The organism is Natronorubrum sediminis, assembly GCF_900108095.1.
Lineage (GTDB): Archaea > Halobacteriota > Halobacteria > Halobacteriales > Natrialbaceae > Natronorubrum > Natronorubrum sediminis.
The window spans coordinates 85,473-106,851 of sequence record NZ_FNWL01000003.1; the positions used below are offsets into that span (position 1 = coordinate 85,473).

Annotated in this window: 21 protein-coding genes; 7 read left to right on the forward strand and 14 right to left on the reverse strand. The window is 62.8% G+C overall.

Going from position 1 to position 21,379, the window contains the following annotated elements; translation table 11 throughout:
• Window positions 1–5: 5 nt before the first annotated feature.
• Window positions 6–392, reverse strand: a complete 387-nt coding sequence (locus BLW62_RS14000; RefSeq protein ID WP_090507676.1) for a hotdog family protein — start codon at window positions 390–392, stop codon at window positions 6–8.
• 200 nt (window positions 393–592) lie between these two features.
• On the opposite strand from BLW62_RS14000, the gene BLW62_RS14005 reads away from it, so the two are divergent.
• Window positions 593–1,030 (forward strand): hypothetical protein, encoded by a 438-nt coding sequence (locus tag BLW62_RS14005; RefSeq protein ID WP_090507677.1) that lies wholly within the window; start codon window positions 593–595, stop codon window positions 1,028–1,030.
• Between the two features lie 107 nt (window positions 1,031–1,137).
• Here BLW62_RS14005 and BLW62_RS14010 read toward each other — a convergent pair whose 3' ends face one another.
• The 5 genes from BLW62_RS14010 to BLW62_RS14030 all read right to left on the reverse strand — a co-directional run bounded on the left by BLW62_RS14010 (window position 1,138) and on the right by BLW62_RS14030 (window position 8,545).
• Window positions 1,138–2,826 carry an aldehyde ferredoxin oxidoreductase family protein gene (locus BLW62_RS14010; RefSeq protein WP_090507678.1) on the reverse strand — a complete coding sequence of 563 codons (1,689 nt, stop codon included), beginning with the start codon at window positions 2,824–2,826 and terminating at the stop codon, window positions 1,138–1,140.
• Window positions 2,827–2,967: 141 nt separating this feature from the next.
• Window positions 2,968–3,240: a hypothetical protein gene (locus BLW62_RS14015; protein WP_090507679.1), complete on the reverse strand. Its 273-nt coding sequence runs from the start codon at window positions 3,238–3,240 to the stop codon at window positions 2,968–2,970.
• Window positions 3,241–3,321: 81 nt separating this feature from the next.
• Entirely contained in the window at window positions 3,322–5,280 is a 1,959-nt protein-coding gene (locus BLW62_RS14020; RefSeq protein ID WP_090507680.1) for an AMP-dependent synthetase/ligase, read from the reverse strand.
• 543 nt (window positions 5,281–5,823) lie between these two features.
• On the reverse strand, window positions 5,824–6,960 hold the full coding sequence (locus BLW62_RS14025) for a thiolase family protein (protein WP_090507681.1): 1,137 nt from the start codon (window positions 6,958–6,960) through the stop codon (window positions 5,824–5,826).
• A 121-nt stretch (window positions 6,961–7,081) separates the two neighbouring features.
• Window positions 7,082–8,545 carry a hypothetical protein gene (locus tag BLW62_RS14030; protein ID WP_090507682.1) on the reverse strand — a complete coding sequence of 488 codons (1,464 nt, stop codon included), beginning with the start codon at window positions 8,543–8,545 and terminating at the stop codon, window positions 7,082–7,084.
• A 376-nt stretch (window positions 8,546–8,921) separates the two neighbouring features.
• Here BLW62_RS14030 and BLW62_RS14035 point away from each other — a divergent pair, with 376 nt between their 5' ends.
• Together BLW62_RS14035 and BLW62_RS14040 are read left to right on the forward strand one after the other, a co-directional pair.
• Complete coding sequence (locus BLW62_RS14035) at window positions 8,922–9,674, forward strand: DUF5806 family protein (protein ID WP_394328163.1); 753 nt, start codon at window positions 8,922–8,924, stop codon at window positions 9,672–9,674.
• Window positions 9,675–10,036: 362 nt separating this feature from the next.
• Window positions 10,037–10,996 carry a hypothetical protein gene (locus BLW62_RS14040; protein ID WP_090507683.1) on the forward strand — a complete coding sequence of 320 codons (960 nt, stop codon included), beginning with the start codon at window positions 10,037–10,039 and terminating at the stop codon, window positions 10,994–10,996.
• A 190-nt stretch (window positions 10,997–11,186) separates the two neighbouring features.
• Here BLW62_RS14040 and BLW62_RS14045 read toward each other — a convergent pair whose 3' ends face one another.
• Window positions 11,187–11,732, reverse strand: a complete 546-nt coding sequence (locus BLW62_RS14045; protein ID WP_090507684.1) for a DUF7529 family protein — start codon at window positions 11,730–11,732, stop codon at window positions 11,187–11,189.
• A gap of 99 nt (window positions 11,733–11,831) precedes the next feature.
• Window positions 11,832–12,542, reverse strand: a complete 711-nt coding sequence (locus BLW62_RS14050) for a lipoyl protein ligase domain-containing protein (RefSeq protein ID WP_090507685.1) — start codon at window positions 12,540–12,542, stop codon at window positions 11,832–11,834.
• Between the two features lie 168 nt (window positions 12,543–12,710).
• Here BLW62_RS14050 and BLW62_RS14055 point away from each other — a divergent pair, with 168 nt between their 5' ends.
• On the forward strand, window positions 12,711–12,872 hold the full coding sequence (locus BLW62_RS14055) for a preprotein translocase subunit Sec61beta (RefSeq protein ID WP_076583722.1): 162 nt from the start codon (window positions 12,711–12,713) through the stop codon (window positions 12,870–12,872).
• A gap of 115 nt (window positions 12,873–12,987) precedes the next feature.
• On the opposite strand, the gene BLW62_RS14060 is transcribed toward BLW62_RS14055, so the two are convergent.
• From BLW62_RS14060 to BLW62_RS14085, 6 genes are all read right to left on the reverse strand, one after another.
• Window positions 12,988–13,737 carry a protein-L-isoaspartate O-methyltransferase family protein gene (locus BLW62_RS14060; RefSeq protein ID WP_090507686.1) on the reverse strand — a complete coding sequence of 250 codons (750 nt, stop codon included), beginning with the start codon at window positions 13,735–13,737 and terminating at the stop codon, window positions 12,988–12,990.
• 107 nt (window positions 13,738–13,844) lie between these two features.
• The gene (locus BLW62_RS14065; RefSeq protein WP_090507687.1) at window positions 13,845–14,504 is read right to left on the reverse strand and encodes an HVO_0476 family zinc finger protein; all 660 of its coding nucleotides are present in this window, start codon (window positions 14,502–14,504) and stop codon (window positions 13,845–13,847) included.
• Window positions 14,505–14,650: 146 nt separating this feature from the next.
• Complete coding sequence (locus BLW62_RS14070) at window positions 14,651–15,601, reverse strand: aminopeptidase (protein ID WP_090507688.1); 951 nt, start codon at window positions 15,599–15,601, stop codon at window positions 14,651–14,653.
• A gap of 84 nt (window positions 15,602–15,685) precedes the next feature.
• Window positions 15,686–16,873, reverse strand: a complete 1,188-nt coding sequence (locus BLW62_RS14075; protein WP_090507689.1) for a DUF8167 domain-containing protein — start codon at window positions 16,871–16,873, stop codon at window positions 15,686–15,688.
• 1 nt (window position 16,874) lies between these two features.
• Entirely contained in the window at window positions 16,875–18,194 is a 1,320-nt protein-coding gene (locus tag BLW62_RS14080) for a DUF8167 domain-containing protein (RefSeq protein ID WP_090507690.1), read from the reverse strand.
• Between the two features lie 233 nt (window positions 18,195–18,427).
• Window positions 18,428–19,018 carry a DUF7382 domain-containing protein gene (locus BLW62_RS14085; RefSeq protein WP_090507691.1) on the reverse strand — a complete coding sequence of 197 codons (591 nt, stop codon included), beginning with the start codon at window positions 19,016–19,018 and terminating at the stop codon, window positions 18,428–18,430.
• Between the two features lie 75 nt (window positions 19,019–19,093).
• Between BLW62_RS14085 and BLW62_RS14090 the strand changes: the two genes are divergently transcribed.
• The 3 genes from BLW62_RS14090 (at window position 19,094) to BLW62_RS14100 (ending at window position 21,350) form a co-directional block, all read left to right on the forward strand.
• Window positions 19,094–20,146 carry an ATP-binding protein gene (locus BLW62_RS14090; RefSeq protein ID WP_090507692.1) on the forward strand — a complete coding sequence of 351 codons (1,053 nt, stop codon included), beginning with the start codon at window positions 19,094–19,096 and terminating at the stop codon, window positions 20,144–20,146.
• A gap of 80 nt (window positions 20,147–20,226) precedes the next feature.
• Window positions 20,227–20,889, forward strand: a complete 663-nt coding sequence (locus BLW62_RS14095) for a DUF7310 family coiled-coil domain-containing protein (RefSeq protein WP_090507693.1) — start codon at window positions 20,227–20,229, stop codon at window positions 20,887–20,889.
• Window positions 20,886–21,350, forward strand: coding sequence for a DUF7311 family protein (locus BLW62_RS14100; protein ID WP_090507694.1), 465 nt, complete (start codon window positions 20,886–20,888; stop codon window positions 21,348–21,350). The genes BLW62_RS14095 and BLW62_RS14100 overlap by 4 nt, the downstream gene beginning before the upstream one ends.
• Window positions 21,351–21,379: the final 29 nt, after the last annotated feature.

Genomic DNA, 21,379 nt, shown 5'->3' on the forward strand with positions numbered 1-21,379 from the left:
TTGAGTCACTCGTCCTTCCAGATGAGGCCCTCGGTCGTCGTGGTCAACACGGTGTCACCGTCGTCGTTCTCGCAAACGACGTCGCTCGTGAACTCGTAGCGGTCATCTCGTTCGACGACCGTATCGTACGTCGACCGGCAGGTGATCCGTTCGCCGGTAAAAACCGGTCGACGAAAGTCGAGTTCCATCGTGCTGGCCAACACGTCGTTATCGCTACCCAGTTTCGTCGGCAATGTCGCAGTCAGTAACCCCTGAACCATCACTCGCCCGTTTTCGTCCGGTTCAGTGTGACGTGACTGATCGTCACCGGTGAGTTCGCCAAACTGCTGGACGTCTTCGACCGTAAACGTTCGCTCGAACGTTCTCGTCTCGCCTTCGACTGGCTGAGTCATCAATATCGATCGTACTAATTACGCCCCTGAAACAAGAGGATAGCGGTATAACAGCGGTGGAATCGGTATACCCCCCGTCTCAGTGACTGCTCCACTGCTATCGTCCTCCACGAATCCACTCGAGGCCCGAACCCTCCTCCGCACGCTCGAGCCAACCGTACGGCCGGACGTTTAGATAGTTCCGGCCCGAACACACGGGTATGAGCGACATCCTGTTGGCGGCGATCGTCGTCATCCCGCTTACCTGGCACCTCGCGCTCACCGCGTTCGTCTACCACGACGCCGGGAAGGTCGGCCTCGAGCCACCGAAGAAGTGGGCGGCGATCACGTTCTGTATCCCGATTTTTGGCTTCTTCATCTACATCTTCGAGCGCAGCGAACTCGATTATAAACCCGAAGAAGATCCCTACAAGGGCCAGAACTACAACATTCACCCCTCGAGGGCCGATGATTCGCCGCTTCGCTCTCGGGGAGACGACCGGCCGGACCCCGGCGACGCCGAATGGGACGGGACGAGCGACGATGCGTGGACCGAAACGGAGAGCGCTAGCGACGGAGGCGATGGCGACGAGTGGGGAGCAGATCGCGGCGAGTGGGGCAACCAAGACGACGACGCCGTCGACCAAGGATCGCGGTAGCGTCGACGGTCGGTCGGCCTCGGCAACTCAGTTTTTGTCCCAAAACACAGATCGAAAATCGACACGCGAACGTCTGAAAGTCACCGACGGCGACCGACAGCCGCCGCTCAGTCGTCTGCGGGTGCGCTCGCCGCACTCGAGTCGAAGCGTTCGGCTGGCACCGTGCCGTCGTCGTTCCACTCGCGCTCCTCGTAGTACTCGGAGAGTCCCGTTTCGAACTCCGGCACTTCGTAGGGCAGCGTGTCGTCCCCGCGGTCGAAGCCGCGCTGGTTATTGAAGTGACGCTCGAGCGAGACGACCTCGCCGCCGAGTTCGAGGAGTTCCTCGTAGTCAGCGTCGAGGAGGGTCTCGAGGCGCTCGGGGGTCATGAAGTCCCGCGAGAACTTACAGAGGACGCCGCTGTCTTTGATCGCGTTGATGTTCTCGAGTTCGATGACCTTCGGCGGCTTGCCCTCGAGGCCGTCCTTGTCGAAGGCATCGTCGGCGTCGACGAGTGGGTACTCGTAGGGGTAGAACTCGGCGTACATGTGGTCGGCACCACGATTCGAGGTGGCGAAGGCGAGTCCCTGTCCGTTGAGGGTGCGCCCGTCGTGGGCGGGGAACTCCATGCCCTTGACCGTCCAGTTCTCGACGCCGAGTTCGTCGTGGAAGGCGTCAATTCCCTCCGCGAGCGTGTCGCCGACATCCTCGCGGTAGGCGATTTTCTCGACGAGGTCGTGGATCAGGTCGACGTTGCCGAACTCGTCTTCGCTTTCGAGGTAGGCCGCGACGACGTCGCCCGCCGAAATGGTGTCGAGGCCGAGTTCGTCACAGAGCTTGTTCGATTTCATCACGTCGACGACGTCGTCCACGCCCGAGTTCGAGCCGAACGCCATGACCGTCTCGTACTCCGGCCCTTCGGTGACGACGTCGCGCTCTTCGTCTTTCGTCGGCAGCTTGCACGCGAACGCACAGGCCGAACAGGTCCCCTTCTTGTACTTCTTCTCGGCGACGGCGTCGCCCCCAATGTCCGCTGCGCCTTCGAAGGAGAGTTCCGAGAAGTACCGCGTCGGGAGGGCTTCGACCATGTTCGCGTACTCCGTGACGGAGGTCGTTCCCGACTCCTTCATCGGGTGGTCGGCCTGGGCGGCCTCGCCGTGAATCTCCATCTGAACCGGCGGAATCTCGACTTCGTTGGTCGAGTCGCCGTCGAACGTGATCGCCTTCACGTTCTTCGCACCGAGGACGGCTCCGAGACCGCCCCGTCCGAACGCGCGCTCACGCGAGGTCATGATCGACGCGAAGCGCACCTCGTTCTCGCCGGCGGGGCCGACGACGACCGTGTGATCTTCCTCGAGGCCGTGTTCGTCCTCGATGTACTCGCAGGTGTCAGTGACGGTCGCCTCTGCGAGATCCGGAACGGCCTCGAACTCGACGCCCTCGTCGGTGACGTGGACGATCACCAGTTCGTCGCTCGAACCGGTAATCTCGACGGCGCTGTAGCCCGTGCCGGTGAAGTTTCGCGAGAGGAATCCTCCCGCGTTCGAGGAGAGGAGGCCGTCGGTGAGCGGCGAGACACCCGTTGCGGACATCCGGCCGGTAAAGCTCATCGTCGAGTGCTGGAGTGGTCCCGTCGCCAGATACAGACGGTTCTGGGCACCCAGCGGGTCAACGTCGAACGGAACCCGATCGTGGGCCAGTTTCGTTCCGAGCGCACGACCACCGAGGTACGACTCGAGGACATCGTCGATATCCTCGGTGTCACTCGTTTGCTCCCCAACGTCGATCGTACACAGTGGTCCCCGGACGTGTTTCATATGGACACTAGTGCCGTCCGCGTCTGCAAAATGGTACCGGTTCCTGTCGTCGGAGCAAACAGTTGTGTGGGGTGAGTCGACTACGAACCACTCGAGTGAGTCAGCCGAGAGCCCGGAGTTCACCCTCGACTCGAGGGAGAGTCAGTCGGCCGAAGACGGCGTCGTCACGTCGTCTCCCGGAACGTGCGTTCGGTCGTCGAGAACGACCTCGAGTCGGTCGTCTGCAAATAGGCGGTCGATCTGATCGTAGGTGAATCGGCCATCACACTCCGTGCCGAGGAAGGTGATGAATCGGTCGGATCGGTCGACGACGGTCGCTAGCGAATCGCCGGTTCGATAGTAGTAGCGGACCGTGGTTCCGGGGAAAAGCGCGTCGGCGGTCGTCTGGAGGGACAACGCAGGGGAAGGGACCATACCCGTGGACACGCGAGCACTGATATCTGTCTTGTGGATTGGGGCCGGTCGACGACGACCGTCGCCGCCAGCGCAAGCCGCCTACTCGTCCTCGTAGATCCGATCCACGCGGTCGTCGAACTCGTCCAAGATGACGCGGCGCTTCTTCTTCATCGTCGGCGTCAGCATCTCGTTTTCTTCCGTGAACTCCTGTGGGACGAGTTCGAAGCGCTTGATCGTCTCGTGTTTCTCGAAGTCCTCGTTGACTCGCTGGACTTCCTCGCCGACGTACTCGCGGACGCGCTCGTCGTCACACATCTCCTCGAGGTCGTCGGGGAGGTCGATGCCCTCCTCGTCAGCCCAGTCGCGGATGTGCTCCGTGTTGGGGACGACCAGCGCGCCGATGTACTTCTCGTCGTTGCCGACGACCATACACTGCTCGACGACTTCGCTGGCCGCGAAGCCGTCCTCGATCGGCCCGGGGGCGACGTTCTTCCCCGTCGAGAGGACGATGATCTGTTTCACTCGGTCGCGGAACTCGAGGTAGCCGTCGGGTCGAAGGTGAACGATGTCGCCGGTTCGGAACCAGCGCTCGCCGTCGTCGTCTTCCGTGAACGCCCCTTCGGTCGCGCCGGGCTTGTTCCAGTACCCCTGCGTAACGTTGGGGCCGTTGACGAGGAGTTCACCGACGTCGCCGGGATCGTCCGCAAACGCCTCCTGATCCGCGACGCTCTCGTCGACGTCCAGTTCGACGCCGGGGAGCGCCGGACCGATGGTGCCGATCTCGACCGCTTCCGGCGGGTTCGTCGAGACGACTGGCGACGTTTCGGTGAGGCCGTAGCCCTCGTAGATCGGGAGCCCCATCGCGTGGTAGAGTTGGCAAAGCTCCGGCGAGAGGCTGCCGCCGCCGCTGATCAGCAACTCGATCTCGCCGCCGAGCGCCTCGCGAACGGTCGAGAAGACCAGTTTGTCCGCGAGGCGTTGCTTCGCGTTCAGGATCGGACCCGGAGAGTCCGCTCGCTGGTACTCGACGCCGACGTCGGTCGCCCACTCGAAGATCCGTCGTTTGGCACCGGATTCGCTGGCCTGTTCGCGGATGCCGTCGTAAATCTTCTCGTACACACGCGGAACGCTCGTCGCCGTCGTCGGCTGAACGGTCGCGAAGTCCTCTTGGAGGGTGTCCGGGTCCTCCGCGTAGGCGACGCAGGCTCCGGTCGCGAAGAGCACGAAGTGTCCAGCCGTCCGCTCGAAGACGTGTGCCAGCGGCAGGTACGACATCGCCAGCGAGTCTTCGTCGAGTGCAGGAACGTCGTCGGGTTTGTCCGGCCGCGGAGCGAACCGTTTTCGGACCGCGTTGACGTTCGAGCGAAAGTTCTTGTGGGTCAACTGGACGCCCTTGGGCTGACCCGTCGTTCCGCTCGTGTAGATCAGGCTCGCCAGGTCGTCCATCTCAGGCGCGTCGACGCGTTCCTGGTGGGCCTCGAGGTCGAACGTCTCCTCGCCGCGCTCGTAAACGTCCGCGAGGGTCATGATGTCGTCGCGGTCGTCGTAGCCCGACACTTCGTCCATCGAGACGATGAACTCGAGGTCGAGGTCGTCTTCGACCGTGAGTACCTTCTCGAGGAGGTCCTCGTTTTCGACGACGACGGCGGAGGCGTCCGGGTCGTCGAGGAGGTACTCGACCTGATCGGGCGAGGAACTCGTGTAGACGGTGGTGATGACGGCACCCGCACTCAAGAGTGCAAAATCACACTGGGCCCACTCCATTCGCGTATTGGCGAAGAGTCCGACTCGATCGCCCTGACCGACTCCGAGGTCGTGAAACCCTGCCGAGACATTGCGGACGATATCGCGCATCTCGGAGTAAGAAATCGAGCGAAACTCGCCGGAATCGGCGGCCGGAAGGACCGAATCGGTCAACGACCGGTCGTAGATTCCGCCCTTGTACTGCTGGGCCGGCCGGTTCGCGTTCCGTTCGACGGTATCCTCGAACAGGCGGCCAAGTGTCGTCTCCCCGATTACCTCGTCCTCGTACTCTCGTTCGGCATCCCGCCAACTCATATACGTGTGACAGTACCTGCCGTGCGATAAAACGTGCTGAAACTCCAGCAATATTCATCGGCGTTTATTCGTCTCGAGAACAACGTTTCCAGCCCTGAAGCCGCCGAAATAGCCGTATCCCTGAGTGGTATCGTTTGGCTGATGGTTTGGCAGGATACTTCGAGTCTGCGCGCGAACAGTGAGGACAGGACGGTCCCAACCGATTTGCTCACTCACGGTGTTCGTTCGCGTATCCACCGGAAGACGCGTACGTCTTCCGAGCCTTCGCTCGCGTACTCGCGAAGACCTCGCACGCTAGCGTCGATCAGTTCTCGCCGGTGCTCGAACGTGATCGAGAGCGCGCGCCAACCGCCTCCCCTTCCCCCTCTGAGAAACCCGTTCGAACTTCGCGGTTCTCGGCCGTTGGCCTCCGAACCGCGCCGTAGTTGACGTCGAACTCGATCGCTGCTCCCTGACGCACCCACCTTTTGTCTCGGCCGACTCGCTCGCGTCGCTCACTCGCGGCCTCGCAAAACCTGGACCAAAAGGTGGAAACTGCAATCCTTAGTTGACGTCGAACTCGATCGCTGCTCCCTGACCGAAGCCGACGCAGAGCGTCGCCAGTCCGAGGCCGCCGCCGCGTTTCTGGAGTTCGTGAATCAGCGTCACTGGCAGGCGCGCACCGGAGGCACCCAGCGGGTGGCCGATGGCGATTGCGCCGCCGTTGACGTTGAATCGGTCGGGGTCGATGCCGAGTTCGTCACGCGAGTACAGCGACTGACTTGCGAACGCCTCGTTGAGTTCGACCAGTTCGTACTCGTCGATGTCACGCCCGTTTCGCTCGAGGAGCCCTTCCGTCGCCGGGACTGGGCCGATTCCCATGACGGTTGGATCGACGCCCGCGACGTTGTTCATGCCGACCTCGGCCATGATCTCGAGGTCGTTCTCTTCGGCAAACTCCTCGCTGGTGATGAGTAGCGCGGAGGCACCGTCGGAGATCTGAGAGGCGTTTCCGGGCGTAACGGAGCCGTCGGATTTGAAGACGGTCGGCAGTTCGGCGAGTTTCTCGGCAGTCGTGCCGGGGCGGATGCCCTCGTCTTCGGAGACGGTCTCTTCGTCGGTTTCGATCGGGACGATCTCGTCGTCGAAGCGGCCTTCTTCGGTGGCTTTCTCGGCGTTTTGCTGGCTGCGGGCGGCGTACTCGTCTTGTTCCTCGCGGCTGACGCCGTACTCCTCGGCGACCTTCTCGGCGGTCATCCCCATCTGGAGTTCGCCGACGTTGTAGAGTTCGGCCAGTCGCGGGTGAATGTCCGACATGCCGTCGCCCATCGGGACGCGGCTCATGCTCTCGACACCGCCGGCGATGATGGCGTCGCGGTTGCCCGCGGCGATGGCGTCCGAAGCGGAGATAACCGACTGCATCGAGGAGGCACACCAGCGGTTGATCGTCGTCGCGGGGACGCTCTCGCCCAGTTCCGAGAGGAGGGCGATGACGCGAGCGAGGTTGTTGTCCTGTTCGCCGCGTTGCTGGGCGCAGCCCCACATCAGATCGTCGATGTCCTCGCCAGACAGTCCAGTCTCGGCGAGAATTTCGTCGATGAGCGGCACGGAGAGATCCTCGCTGCGGAGATCGGCGTACACACCGTCTTCTTTCCCCTGCGGGGTTCGTACAGCCTTCACCACGACTGGTGTCTGTGACATACTCTAGCGAATAACCCTCGTAAACTTAAATCCGGTCGAACTGCCGTACACAGGCTAGGTGTTTACGCCAAATGCGACCCACTGCCGGTCGGACCGTCCCGCTCGCCTCAAACCGAGTTCGCTATCGAGTCTGCTCGTGATCCGGAAGGTGAACCGTCATCCGATGCTCGTCCGAGGGTCTGTTCGGTACCTTCACCGTTCGCTCGAGGCCGTCTCCGTCTCGTGACACGCCCGTCACGGAGACGACGTCGTCCGGCGGATCGGCCGCTGGAATGTGCGTGTTGATCCCGGTCAGAAACGGCAGTGCCTGAAACGCGGGCACCGGCTGCGTAACGTCGGTCTCACCGTCTTCGCCGGCGTCGAACACCATCGGCGTCACGATGCCGTCCTCGAGCGGGGCCGTCGCATCGGTGAGTACGCTCGTCTCGTCGATCAGGAGTTCGTCGCTGGCGTCGCCCTGGTCGGCCCACCACTCCTTGTCGCGGTTGATCACCAAGGCGGTGTGATCGGGACCGCGGTCGACGAGTTCGTCAGTGAGGCCGCCGGGTTCGCCGACGAGCAATCGAACGAAGCCGTTGCTCCGGAGTTCGGGCTGGCGGTAAACGTGGCTGCTCACGCCGTTGCACTCGCGCACGACGAACTCGTGGTGGTCGGTTCCGTCGACTTCGAGTGGCCCCCACCGACCGTCGTCTTTTATCGTTTGCGTCGCAACCGTCTCTTCTCGAGCGCCCGTCTTCGGGTTGATCGCGTACACCTCGAGGGTAGCGCCCTCGAGACCGACGTTGTCGGGGAATACGAGCGCTCGACCAGACACGGTAACCTCGTCAGCGGGTTCAGGTTCGATCTGGGTCGTCTCCGGCGGGTCGTCGGTCAGGAACTCGTAGATTGCTCCGAACGCCTCCTCGCTGGTGGCGACTTCGACGTGGCCTTGCTCGAAGAACTCGTTCTTTGCGCCACCGATTTCGGCGTCTTCGTTGCCGAGCGCCCAGAGGGCGAGCGTGGGGACGCCACCCGGTGGGGAATCGGCCTCCCTCCCGTCGATGTTGACGTAGTTTGCGACCGATTCGGCACGGTCCGGATCGGCGAGATAGCTCTGGAGCACCTGTGTCCCGAGGGAGTGGGCCAGCACGTCAACGCCGTCGGCACCCGTCTCCGCCAGCAGGCGTTCGACTCGCTCGTGGACGCCCGCGATAACGTCCGCTTGGATTTCCTCGAACGCGAGGCTGTCGTACTCGTAGGCGGCGAGGTACTCCTGTGGATATCCGTTGCTCGTAAAGCGCATCGCCTGCGATTCGAACTGTGTCGCCGACCCCATGCCGCCGTGGACGAAGAGAACGGGTCGGTCCGGGCCGTCCGATTTTGGCTTCTCGTCTTCCTCGTCCGATTTCGACTCCTCGGTGTCGTCTTTCTTGCCGTCCCCGTCACCGGTTCCGTCGTCGCTACTCGAGTCGTCTCCGTCGTCTCCCTCGGCGTCGTCGCTGGTACCGCTCGCACAGCCTGCAAGTGCCGCCAGTCCACCGACACTCGCTGTGACACCGGCCAGTTCGAGAAGTCGCCGCCGCGATTGTGCGTTCTCATCGGTCATGATACGCCAGTAGTATTAACGAATTTCAATAAAGTAATCAACTGGTTACCGACTGTCGTTCTCGTGGCCATCAGTTACTACTCGAGTGGGCCAGTCACGGTTCAATCCCGTGCGTCGTTGTCTGGTGGGTGCAGGATTCCCAATACGTTCGGAGGGAACGGATTTCGCGGAGACGGCGACCCTTCCCTCGAGAACAACGCTTATCCCGAATTGCTGGCAATACGCGGCTATGGACGAGGACGGATTATCTGCCGCTCGAGACGACGCCGACGATGAACCGGCGTCCGATCCCGATCACGACGCCGAATCTCCCTCCGAATCGAACGCGAGTGCTGTGGCGGCTGACACGCCTGCCGAGAAGGGCACGTCGGACGAGATGCTCGAGGACACCGACGAGAGAAGCGACGAGTCGGATGCTGTGGATGCGCACGGCGATGAGGTGGCTACTGGCGGCAAGCAGCCGACCGACAACGACGCGGAGGACCGTCCGGCCAACGGCGACGCAGCCGATAGCCCGGTCGACGGTGAATCGAACGACAATCGACCGGCCGACGACGATCGAGAGGATGAGGCGGTGGTCGAAACCGAGTCGTCCTCGATGCCGAGCGTGCCCGACACCGAGCCGGAAGCGAGTGACGTACCCGAGGACGTCCAGAAGTACGCGCGCTTCACGAAGATGGACGGCGCGCAGTACGAGCGCGTCAACGAGTTCCTGCGCGATCGAACGTACATCACGGCTCGAGAGTGGGCGATCGCCCGTCTCTGTTCTGACTTCCGGACCGAAACCGGCGTCGAGATGACCAAAATCGGCGAGAACCTCCCTGAACTCGTCCCCTTCATGACCGACACCTACACTCCACAGGCCGTCAACCAGGCCCGTTCGTCGTTCGAGGAGAAGGTTCGGACGGCCGGCGCGACCTTCCTCTACGGCGCGATGTGTGACTTCTTCACCGCCGAGGAACTCGACGACGTCATGTACGAGTCGACGGAGGTCGCGAAGTTCTTACTCGAGGTCGAAGGCGTCGACCTCTCCGTCGAGGACGAACTCGAGGCCGAAGAACGGATCTCGAGCGTGATGCGCGACGTTCGCGAGGCGAGTGAGCAACTCCGAGAAGAAGACGACGCCTGAGCCGATTGCTCTCGTCGTCGACTAACGAGTGCCTGCCCGTCGTTGTTCGTACGCGAACAGTCTCGTTCGCGTGGTAGGTGCTCCGTTCCGGGTCGTGTGGCACTGCGTTCTCGAGGTGCGCGATTCGTCGCTCGCGGGCCCTCGCCTGCTCGAGTCGAGTCCGTCTGTCTCGAGTATCGATGAGTTTTCGAGCGGACCGATAGCAACCACCGGGGAGTGGTTTCTTCGTCCCCCTACGAATCGTGTCACACTACCACACTGTCCGTCATGTACTCAACAACTATCGAGCAGACAGTTGCTCACAATCAGATAGTCTCTAGCGGACTCGATACAATCACGAATCGGACGTAAATTTTCATCGGATGACGACAAATACAACTGCTAGTGACGAACGAACGACTGACGAGGTCGACGGTACTGATCCGGCTGACGGAGCGAGCGACGCGAGCGTCACTCGACGACGCGCGCTACACATGGGCGGCGTCGTCGGTCTCGGTGGCCTGCTCGGCGGGATCGGTGTGGGATCGGACACTGCGGCGGCGTCCCGTGACTCGAGTTCGGTTGTCCATCTCGATTACGACGACTACGACGACTGGAGCGACATCTACCGGGTGTCGAACGGCAACAGCGACGCCCTGTCGCTCGTCGCGTCGCCGACGTACTCGGGCGAGCGCGCGTTACAACTTCAGGTTTCTGAGGGCGACCACTGGGGTGTGAGCACCCAATACGACTTCGAGGACGGTTTGCTCGAACTCAACGGGCGCGTGCGCTTTGCGCTCAACACGAACTGGTCGATGGACGGACGTAACTACGCGAACTGTCGTCTCTGGAACTGTGCGATTTCCCACGGTGAGGGCAGCGCAGGTAGCGGCGATACCGACGGGACGAACGGCTGGAGTAACCGCCTGTACGTGACGAGTCGCGGAACGAATCCTGACGGCCCGTTCCACCTGCTCTCGAACACGTACCACATGGATCACCCCGGCTGGGGCGATCAGGACTATCTCATCGACGGCGAACCGGAGGCGATCGCCGCACCCGAGATCGAACCGGGTACGTGGTACGAATTCGAGTACTACGTCGCCGTGAATACGATCGCGGCCGGCATGGCGATTCCAAACGGCGTCGTTCGCTACTGGCTGGATGACGAACTCATCTACGACCGCGGTGACTTCCGGTTCACGACGGACCAGGAGAACAATATCATCGACTCGAACGGTCCCGTCGGCCACTACGGCGGAACCTACACTGCACCCCAGAACCTCTACGCTTACTACGACGACCACTCGATGGCACTCGATAGTACGTTCTGTGATTGTTAACTCACAACACGCACGTAGCCGCTGACGGAGCGAAACGCGGTCGTTCGTCGAACAACTGATTTCGCCACACGCGAATGGCCACTGTTCGAATTCGTCGACCGAGGGACAACGGACGGTTCAGACGTCTGTCCCGTCGGTCGGTCCACGTCTACTACGACAGGCAACCCGTTACTCGAGCGCGGAATCGACCCTACTGCGTCCACTCGCGAACGTCTGCTTCCTCGAGAAAGAGCGACGGATCGTCGTGTGAGAAACTGATCCACCGCTCGGTCTCGTGATTGGGGCCGCGCTCAGCGGCCGCGCTGGCATCGACGTCGGTAGACTCGCCTTCACTCAGCACGTGTACCAGTAACTCCTCCTGTACGAGTGCGGTTTCGAACACATGCTGTGCGTCGGTGATTTCGTACGCGAGCGGGACGACTACTGCCGTCTCGTGCTCGTCGTCGCGTTCGATCGCGAGTGCGAGTCGCTGTGCCGATTCGTCGGGCGGGGGTCGATAGTACACCTCCGCGGCGGTGACCGTGACGTCACCGCGCTCGATCACGTCCTCGAGCAGGTTGTACTCGTCCGCCGAGACTGCCACGTCGAATCCGGTGCGTTCCTCCCGTGCAACTGGCGTGATCTCCTCCGGTTCGAGTACGATCGTCTCCCAGCCATTCGCCTGATACTCCTCGGCGATCGCCCTCGCATCCTCGAGGAGCACCTCCCACTGTGAGTCCGGTGTCTCATCGGTCATCGGGATTCCCCTCGAGGTGGATCGACTCGACGTGTTGAACGGTGGCGTAAGTGTAACATAGTCCTACGTCGACGGCCGGCCGGAAAAACGGTCGTGCTCTCAGGTGCCGACGGACTCGATTCGAACTGGTGCTCGCTCGTCGCCGACGAGTGCGTCCTCGAGCGCCGAGCGAACGGCTGTGGGATTGCTCGGACCCCCTGCCGCTGCGATGGTTCCGACGGTGGCGGGCTCGAACTCGAGTGCGAGCGCGTCGTACACTGACTCGAGGACGTTCGCCACCTTCTCGCGGTTCGCCACGAGTACGACACCGGCGACGACGGCGACGTCCTGTCGGACTCGCTGGGCGAGTCCGGCTACCTTTCGTCGGTTTCCGTCCGAACTCACGAGAGAGAGCGAGTGTGTCCCCGGACAAAACGAGCGTTCGGGTTCGCCGCGGCCGACCTCGAGTTCGCCGCCGAGTCGACCGAGTGCGTCCTCGAGGTCGGCAGTCGCCTGCTCGTACCGTTCGGTGGTTCCCCGGCGGAAGTCCTCGATCGGTTCTACGCGGGTGAACGCGAGTGACGTTTCGCCGTCGAACGCGACTGCACGACCGCCGACGTCTCGCTCGAGGGGAACGAATCCGCGCGCTCGAGCACGCTCACGGGCCTGCTCGTAGCCCTCCTGTCGCTTATCTCGCCGACCGAACGCGACCTGTCGGTGGGGTCGCCAGACGCGCATCGCCGACTCGCCGTCGGCGACGCTCGAGTAAAGTTGGCGACTGAGTTCCCGGTCCGCATCGACGGTCGCCCCCCGGCCGCGAATCACGCGCATCGTCTCGGTGATCGTTCCGTGGTGAGTTATGTCCTTCTTCCCACGAGATGTTTGTCACGCTCGGTCCTCAAGACCCCCTATCTCGTGAGCAGAGAGTCGACTGAGAGACGACGGAGAGCGTCGTGTGAAGGACAAAAGATTTAGTGCTATCGTCTCGTACGGTGACGTATGGATAAAGGACAGAATACCGGTGGGCTGATGTCCAGTGCCGGGCTCGTTCGGTACTTCGACGCAGAAGACTCCAACTCGATCAAGATCGACCCGAAGACGATCATCGCGACCGGTGTACTCATCGGCGTGTTGATCCAACTTCTCACCTTCGTCGCGTAATCGCTCGCCCGTATTTTCGCCGACTACCGTACCGACCGAAGAGCACCGTCCTCCATCGACCACCGTCCACCTCGAGGAAACACCGGCCTTCTCGCCTTACTCCGACCGCTCGCGGTTAGTGAGACCCGATCGAGTCCTCCCACTCGATCCACTCTTGTTCCCAACCCCGCCGTGACTCGCTTCGTCGGATAGCGTGCTCGCGATCCTCTCGAGCCGTTCGATTCCGCTCGACGGCACCCGACTGTTCGCCATCGACGAGCAACGGATCTACCGAGACGGCGTCGAAGGCACGTCGCTCCCTGTCTGCCGACACTGCTTCGAGTCGCTGGCGCTGCGTTCCACGTGGATAGACCAGTCTCCCGCCGTCGGCCAGTTGCTCGAGCAACGCTTCCGGCGGATCGACGGCGGCCGCCTCGAGCAAAATTCGATCGAACGGTGCGTACTCTGGTAGGCCACGCGCTCCGTCGCGCCGGTCGACGAGGACGCCGCCGTAGCCCGCTCGCTCGAGGTTCTGGCGAGCGTCGATGACGAGCGGTCGGGAGATATCGATGGCGTGAACGTTGGTGTCGCCGACGATTTCAGCCGCGACGGCGGCCGTGTAGCCAACGCCTGCGCCGACGATCAAGACATCGTCGCCGTCCTCGAGTCCGAGTGCTTGCAGAAACTGCGCGGCCGTACTCGGGGCGAGCACGCGGGTTCCGAGCACGTCGTGGACTCGGTCCGCGTAGGCCGTCTGTTCGTCTGGGAGAAACTCGTGGCGCGGAACGTCACGCATCGCGACGGCGACGGTCTCGTCGTGGAGGACGTCCTTCGCAGCGGACTCTAGCCCGTCGACCATATCCTCTCGCAGTACCGCGGGGTCCATACCCCGGCTATCGGTTTGGTGGTTATCAATGGCCCGCTTGCGCGAGCGTTGTGCAGACTGAAACAACCGACAAACGGTGAGAAGAGGTGCTCTCGAGGCTGAATTTCCTACCAGGCCGACCAGGCGCTGGTCTGTTCGTCGTATGCGTAGACGCGTTTCGTGTCCTTGGCGAAGACCGCGTCGCCGTCCACTTCGAAGCGCTTGCGTCGGTAGCCCGTCGCGTCGTCGCGCACGACGACGGCGTCGATTTCGAACTCGTCGTCGCCGAACGAGTCGACTGCGCCGACCTCGAACTCGTAGTCGCCGGGGACGTGGACAGTAATACTTCGACTGTCGTTTCGCGAACCATCTTGGGGGTGGACGGTGACGTTGACGGCCACGTTGTCGACTTCCCGCGTCCAGACCGTCTCCACGTCGTCCACGACTGCCTCCTCTCGTCGCTTCTGTTGGTCGAGCTCGAGACTCGTCACCCGAACCGTCGAGAGCACCTCGTCGGTCTCGAGGATGAACTCGTCGCCGGTCTCGATCGTCTCGCCTTCAGCCGTCGTGACGTTCGCGGTGAAGGACTCGCCTTCCTGGGAGACGACGACGTCGAGCGTGACTTCGCTCTCTTGTTCGGGCTGGACCTTGTGGACGTGTGAACACTCGCTACAACGAACCGTAACTGTCCCGCCGCCTTCCGTCGTCGTCAGGACCTCATGAACCGTCTCGAGGTCCGGCGAACACGACGGACACGCCGTCGGAACTCGATCCGGAATATCGTTCATACCACGTCCTAACGGCTGCGTCCCTAAAAGCCGATTGAACCTGTGGCTGGAGCTGATTCAGACATACCCCGCTGTGCTACCGACCACCCACTGTTTCCCCCACCTGCCGTCTTCCCCCACTCGCCGTCTTCCCCTCCCACGGCCGACTACTCGGCCTGCGGCAGGTCGATTTCGACGCCGTCAGCGAAGACGGTCGGTTCTCGCAAGATACCATCGAGGTGGATCGGCGCTTCCGTCTCGCCGCCGATTCCCGCGTTGTCTCCGACCGCGATGTGGACGGTGCCACCGGCTTTCTCGTCCAATAATACCGAGCCGACGAGTTCGGTGACCGCGACGTTCGTTCCGATCCCCAACTCCGCGAGGTTGTAGGCGGCATCACCAACCTCGTCTGCGGCCGTTTCGACCGTTTCCCGAATCTCGTCGTCCGAGATGTGCGTTACGAGCCCGTCTTCGACCTCGAACGTCAGCTGCTGACCGTCCTCGAGCAATCCGTGGGGACGCATCGTGCCGTCGACGACGAACGTTCCCTCGGCCGTTTCGGGGCTGATGAACACCTCTCCTGCGGGGAGGTTCGACATGATCCCCGGTTCGTGGACGATTCCGGTATCCGAGAGCCACGCTCGGTTTCCAACCGCGAACGTGATGTCCGTGCCAGCCGGCGTCGTTACGCGAATCTCGTCTGCGTCGTCGACCTGCTCGCGGACGTCCTCGCAGTGGGCCGCGATCGACTCGTAATCGGCGTCCAACCCCGTCGTAAACACGTCTTCGGTAATTCCTGGCAGCGTCGCGACTCGCGCACCTGCGTCGTTCGCTTCGGTGCGAGCGCGGGTGTGACTCAAACTCTTCGTCGTCGGCGCGAGGACGACGTCCGCACCGGCCATCGCCGCTGCGACGGGTTCCGGCGGTTCGGCCCCGTGTGTCTCCCCGGGTGGATAGCGGATAATACTGGCATCGTCGGTGATCTCGCTTGCGACCGCGTACAGCGACTCGCCGATCGGTTCGCGTGTATCGTCGGTAACGATCACACAGGATTCGTCCGACTCAAGCGCCAGACATTGTCGAACAGCGGTTTCGGCAGCACTCTCACGTGTCGTCATTGCCGTATATGTTCGTCACTTCTTCCGAAAGTTGTTCGTGTTCGCTCTCCGCGTGCCGGCTACGACAGTGTTTTCAGGTTGGAGTCATCGAGACAGCGACTCGAGTTCCGCGGGTGTCGCGAGAACGTACGCCGTGTCACCAGCCTGTAGAGCTTCACTCTCCGCCGGGAGCGCCACCTCCTCCCCGTTTCGCTCGAGCAAAAGGACGGTTCCCGGAACCCAGTCGACGAACTCGCTCTCGAGCGGCCCGTCCGCGTCGATTTTGATCGCCACGACCGTTTCGGCTGCGCCTCGGATTGCAGCGACGAGCGCGTGCCAATCGGCCGGCGTCTCCGGTCCCGTCGTCAGCCGGTATCGCTTTCGGGGTTCGAACGCGTTCGCGTCGTCCTCGTCGACGAGGAGCGTCACGACCGATCCGGAACTCGAGCGAAGCGTTCCCGTGGCGACCAACTGGCTCGAGTCGCCCTCGTCCGTCCAGACTTCGATCGGATCGCCCGCGCTCGCGTTCGCCGAGAGAGTGCTTGCGATAGCGACGGCGACCTGACCCGGCCCGAGCGTCGGGCTGATTCCGGATCGCTTCCCACCCACCGAGACCGACGAGACGGTCCCGTCGGCTGTGAGTTCGACGCGAACGTAGCCCACGTCGAAGTCCGTCTCGATTCGGGATTCGATTCTGGTGCGACGAGCCGCGAGGGACAACCCACTCGGGAGGAGAAACCGTCGTCCCTCGAGCACTCGTGACACCGATTCGTCGACCGCCGGATACCCCTCGGCATCGTCGATCGACGACGGGAGGGTGACGGCGACGGCGAGTCCTGCCGACTGGAGTAATTCGGTGACGGTCCCGGATCCGGTGGCATCGAATCGCCGTATCTCGTAGCTCCCACACGCCAGTCGATCGCCGAGTCGGTGGCCCCCAATCGCCGCGACCGTTCCGGCCGCTAGCACTCCGAAGAGAAACGTTCCGGACGTGTAGTGTGTCAACGGCGCATCGGCGATGACGGCGTCGTGGCGAATCGCACCCGCAGTGAGCCAACTCGCCGGCAGCGCCAGACCCGCGAGCACTGCGGGTCCAGCGGGCAGTTTCCGTACGGTCATCGCTCGGTAGCCAAACGCACCGATGAGTGCGACGATACCGGCGACCAAGCCGTACCCGAGGATGTCGAGTAACGCCACGCGGGTCCACTCGAGCGTCGTTCCGTCCCCGACCGAGACGCTGCTCGAGAGTCCACTGTCGGCGCTGAGCGCTTCGAAGCCGATGGTTGCGATCATCTCAGTCGCTCACCTCGGGTTGTCGTGCATCTCGATCTGGGATCGGTGCCATGTGCTCAGCACGCTGTGGGCCGAACGCGCTTTCATCCGGCCCAAGCAAAAACGCGTCCGAGCCATCCGCGAGCGCGTCCTCACCGGGGAAGAACGCCCACTCGGACGCGGGTTCCGCCGGCTTCGTGTCGGCGGCCTCGGCCCCGTGGACCGCAGCGATCGTAAGTTCGTGTTCGTCGTCCAAAACGGCCGATTTCACGTTCTCGGTGATCGATACCTGCCGGATCGATGTTCCCGCTCGCTCGAGCAACGAGACCGCCTCGAACGCTGGTGCGGTATCGTTCGGCGTTGCGACGATCCGGGCTCGAGACGCCTCGAGAAGGATACTCGCGTCGACCGTCGGAACGGCGACGGTTACGAACCCTGCTCCACTACTCGCCGGCGAACCGAGTGGGTGAGCGTGGCTCCGTTTCTCGAGTCGGTCGACCGTCGTTCCGGTGCCAGTGTCCGGTTCGGTCGCCCGTGTATGCGCTTCGGCGTCATACGTCTCGTCGGCGACCCCGAGTCCCGCCTCGTTGGTGACGCCGAGTACCGTTCCGGCGACCGAATCCGACGCCGTTTCGACGACAACTGTATCGCCGCGAGCCAATCCCGCCGAAAGCAGGGATCGAACCGAGACGGCGCGGTAACCGTTAGGGACGTGCTTCGACAGTCCGTTGGCGGGCGGAGCAGCCCTGATCGTTGCACGGCCGCGACTGTCGACGGTGACGGCGACCGCCTCGAGACCGTCTCTCGTTCGGAGTCGGTCCTCGAGTCGACTCTCGAGTGCGCACAGTGGAAGGTCGGCGGGGAGTCGCCAGGCACCGTCCTCAAGTGTGCGCCGTCGTTGCGGTGTCAACGGCGGATACCCCTCGAACTCGCGGATCTTGCCGCTCGAGCGAATCGTGACCTGTCCCATTGCGTCGACCGCATCGACCGCATCGGCGCTAAGTGGCTGCGCTCGTTCGACCGATTCGCCGGCAAACTGCGGCAGATCGAGCGCGAGTTGTCGCCCCCAACTCGTCGCGTAGACGCCGAGGAGCACGCTGAACCCGAGTCCGAGCAGTCCCTCGAGTGGTGATGTCTGCAGGTCGAGCACACCGGCAGCCGTGCCCGTGGTTGCGGCGAGGAGCGCGGTTCCGAGGCCGCCGACGAGGGCGGGCACTGCCTTGGCTGACACCTGCGTTACTACGAAGCTGAGACCGCCATTGAGCGTGGCGAAGACGACCGAACACAGGAGAACGAACGAGACGCTCGTCAGCACCTCGACGGGGGTGAAGAGCTGCTCCATTAGCAGCCCCTCGATTGTTGCCACCGAGTTCTCGTCCCACCTGGACGAGGCGAACGCTCAGCAGTACTCGAGAGCGCTCTCGAGTCGGGCGATTCACTCGGATCGATGCCGATTGCTGCTGGTCCCCGTCGGTTCGCTAGCTGGTCTGATTTCGCTGATTTTAGTAGCTCAACTGATCTGTGTGGCGGTCTCGTCGGTTGTGTACTGATTGAACCCATCGTTCGAATCGACCGTTAGGACTCGACCCGAATCTCCGGGTTCGGCTGCTCGTCGATGTAGTTACTGTCTGACGGCGGGACGACCTCGAGTTCGAGCGTCCCGATATCTTGATCCGCACGCAGACTCTGATTGCCGTCGAATTTGAGGACCGCCTGATGGTCGTCGATGTCGGAATGGTCCTCCGCATCGTCGTCGTCACCGGTATCCGCAGCGATAACGCCGTCGAGTTGGGCGTCGCCGGCCGTCGCGATCACCGTCGCGTCTTCGACGTTGTTCCCGTTTTCGTCGATGACGTCGACCAGTACTTCGTCGTCGCCTCTCGTGTCCGTGCCGTCTGCTCCGGCCTCGATTATCTGATCCTCGTCGTTGACCTCGACGGTCACTTCGGTGTCGCCGACGTCGCCGATGCCGCCGAGCATGTTCAACATGAGTGCGAGTGCCGCGACGCCGACGACCAGGGCGATGACGAGCCGAATTGGCAACCCCTCGATCGCCCGATCGTCTCGAGTGAACGGTGTTCGTGAGTGGTTTCGTGAGCGCGAACGCGACGATCGATCGGTCGTCGCCCGCTCAGTTCGCTCCGAAGAGTGTGTGTCCGATAGCATGCCCCTCCTTGGCTGCGTCTTTGCACTTAAACTCTCGACCGAGCGTTCAAATACGAATCCGCGCCAGATCCCTACGTGAGTTTCATACTCGGACGTCGCGGTGCGCTCGAAGCGGGACCGGTGGGGCGACTCGGTTCGTATCGCGCTCGCGATGGCAGCGAAGGTGCACCGCTGCACGTCGATTTCGACGGACCCCACGCGATGTTAGTCGTCGGAAAACGTGGATACGGGAAATCCTACACGCTGGGCGTCCTCGCGGAGGGGCTCGCTCGAGCGCGAGGCGTCGCACCGGTGATCGTCGACCCGATGGGTGTCTTCGACACGCTCGCCGCCCCGTCGACCGAATCACCGGTTCCGGCGACGGTGATCGCAGAGCCGGCTGTCGCGCCGACTGCACTCGACCCCAGCTCGTGGTGTGCGCTGCTGGGCCTCTCGCCCGAGAGCGGCGCAGGGGGGCTGATCTGGCGGGCAGCGCAGCGCGAAACGACGCTCTCGGGAATGCTGGCTCACGTCGAGAACGCTGGTGCACCGTCCGCCGATACGCGAGCCGCGAGTAATCACCTGCGACTCGCCGAGGCGTGGGACGTCTTCGATTCAGACGGAATCGAGGCAGCGGCGCTCGCCGGGCCCGAAGTCACGGTACTCGACGTTTCGGGACTCGAGTCCGCGCCGATGAACGTCGTCTGTCGTGGCGTCGCGGAGACGCTCTATCGCGCTCGCGTCACGGAAACCATCGACCGACTGCCGTGGGTGCTCCTCGACGAGGCGCACACGTTCTTCGACGGAGTCGCTGAACCGGCGCTTCGACGGATCCTGACGCGCGGGCGTGCACCCGGTGTGAGCCTCGTCTCGGCGACCCAGCGCCCGAGTGCGATTCCGCCGGTCGGCATCTCTCAGGCCGATATTCTGGTTTCCCATCGGCTGACAGCTCAGGCGGACCTCGAGGCGCTGGAACGAGCACAACCGACGTACCTGAACGGGTCGTTATCGGACGCGGATCGACTGCCCGAGGCCCCCGGTGCGGTCGTCATCATCGACGACACGACCGAGACGATTCACTCGGCACAGATACGAACGCGGGACACGCCACACGGCGGTGACAGTCCACGTGCGAGCGATGTCGTGTAATCTCTCTGGTGGCTGACTCTGCTCTCGGACCTGAATCGGCCGTGATGGTCTTTAAATACGATGGCGCGGCCAACACCCCCATGACCGATATCGAGCGGATCGACCAGCGACTTTCCGCAGTCGAGCGCGCGGTCGTCGACAACGATCTCGAGTTCGATCGACTCGAGGATCTCGCGACGTTGACAGCAACCGTCGACCGACTCGAAGCGCGCCTCGAGGAACACGAGCGCCGACTCGCCGAACTCGAGGGATCCGTCGATGCCGTTAGCGGGTTCGTCGACAACGTAGGGACAGTCAACGACGGCGTCGAGCGACGAGCCGATGCGGCGATTGCAGCCGTCGACCGACTCGAGTACCGTCTGGACGAGTTCGAGCGCGTCCTCGCGAACCGAGACGCAGCGAATCCGACATCAGACCGCGTTGACGAAGCACCCGGCGTTCCCCCAGCCAGGTCGAGCGAGGCTGTGCAAGCCGAGTCTGGCGTGGCTGTCTCGGCGGAGTCGGCGGCCCGATCCGAACGCGACGGAATTTCGGCCCCGAGTACACTCGAGGAGAGGCCAGATCGGGTGACAGCCAGCGCCGAGGCCGTCGCATCGGACCTTCTCGACGACGCTGCCGACGAGATGGGATCGGAGAGGGAATCACCAGCCATCGACGAGCACGCGTCGAACTCGTCCGAGGCTGGTGGAAACGAATCCGACTCGAGGTCGTTCGTCGCCTCATTGCGGGCCCGGTTCGCGTGATTCGCTACGTCCTCATCGTGTTGGTGACAGTTGCGCTGCTCGTACTTTCGATGCCCGCGATCGACCGGGCAGCGACGCTCAACAGTGAGCGACAGGTCGATACCACGCTCGCGTCGATCGACGACGCCGTGACCGATCTCGAATCGAACGAGGAGGTGACACCGGCGGGCCATCCCGATCCACAGCGCGTCGTCGACCTGGCGCTTCCCGCGAGTACGCTCACCACGGAAGGAGTTGACCACTTCGAACTGGATCCACACGAGAGTAGCGGCTATACCCACGCCCGGTACGTCCTCGCGGACGGGACGACGCGTGAACAGACGATCGACGCGACCATCGTCTGGAACGATCCTGATCGCACCGGTTCGACCGAAATCGGTGGCAGCAGCGACCAGCAACTCGTCTTTCGCCTCGTCGAAACCGACGACGGCGACCCCATCGTCGTCGCATCCTATGCCTGAGTTTAAACCGGATCACGCGGCCAGTATCG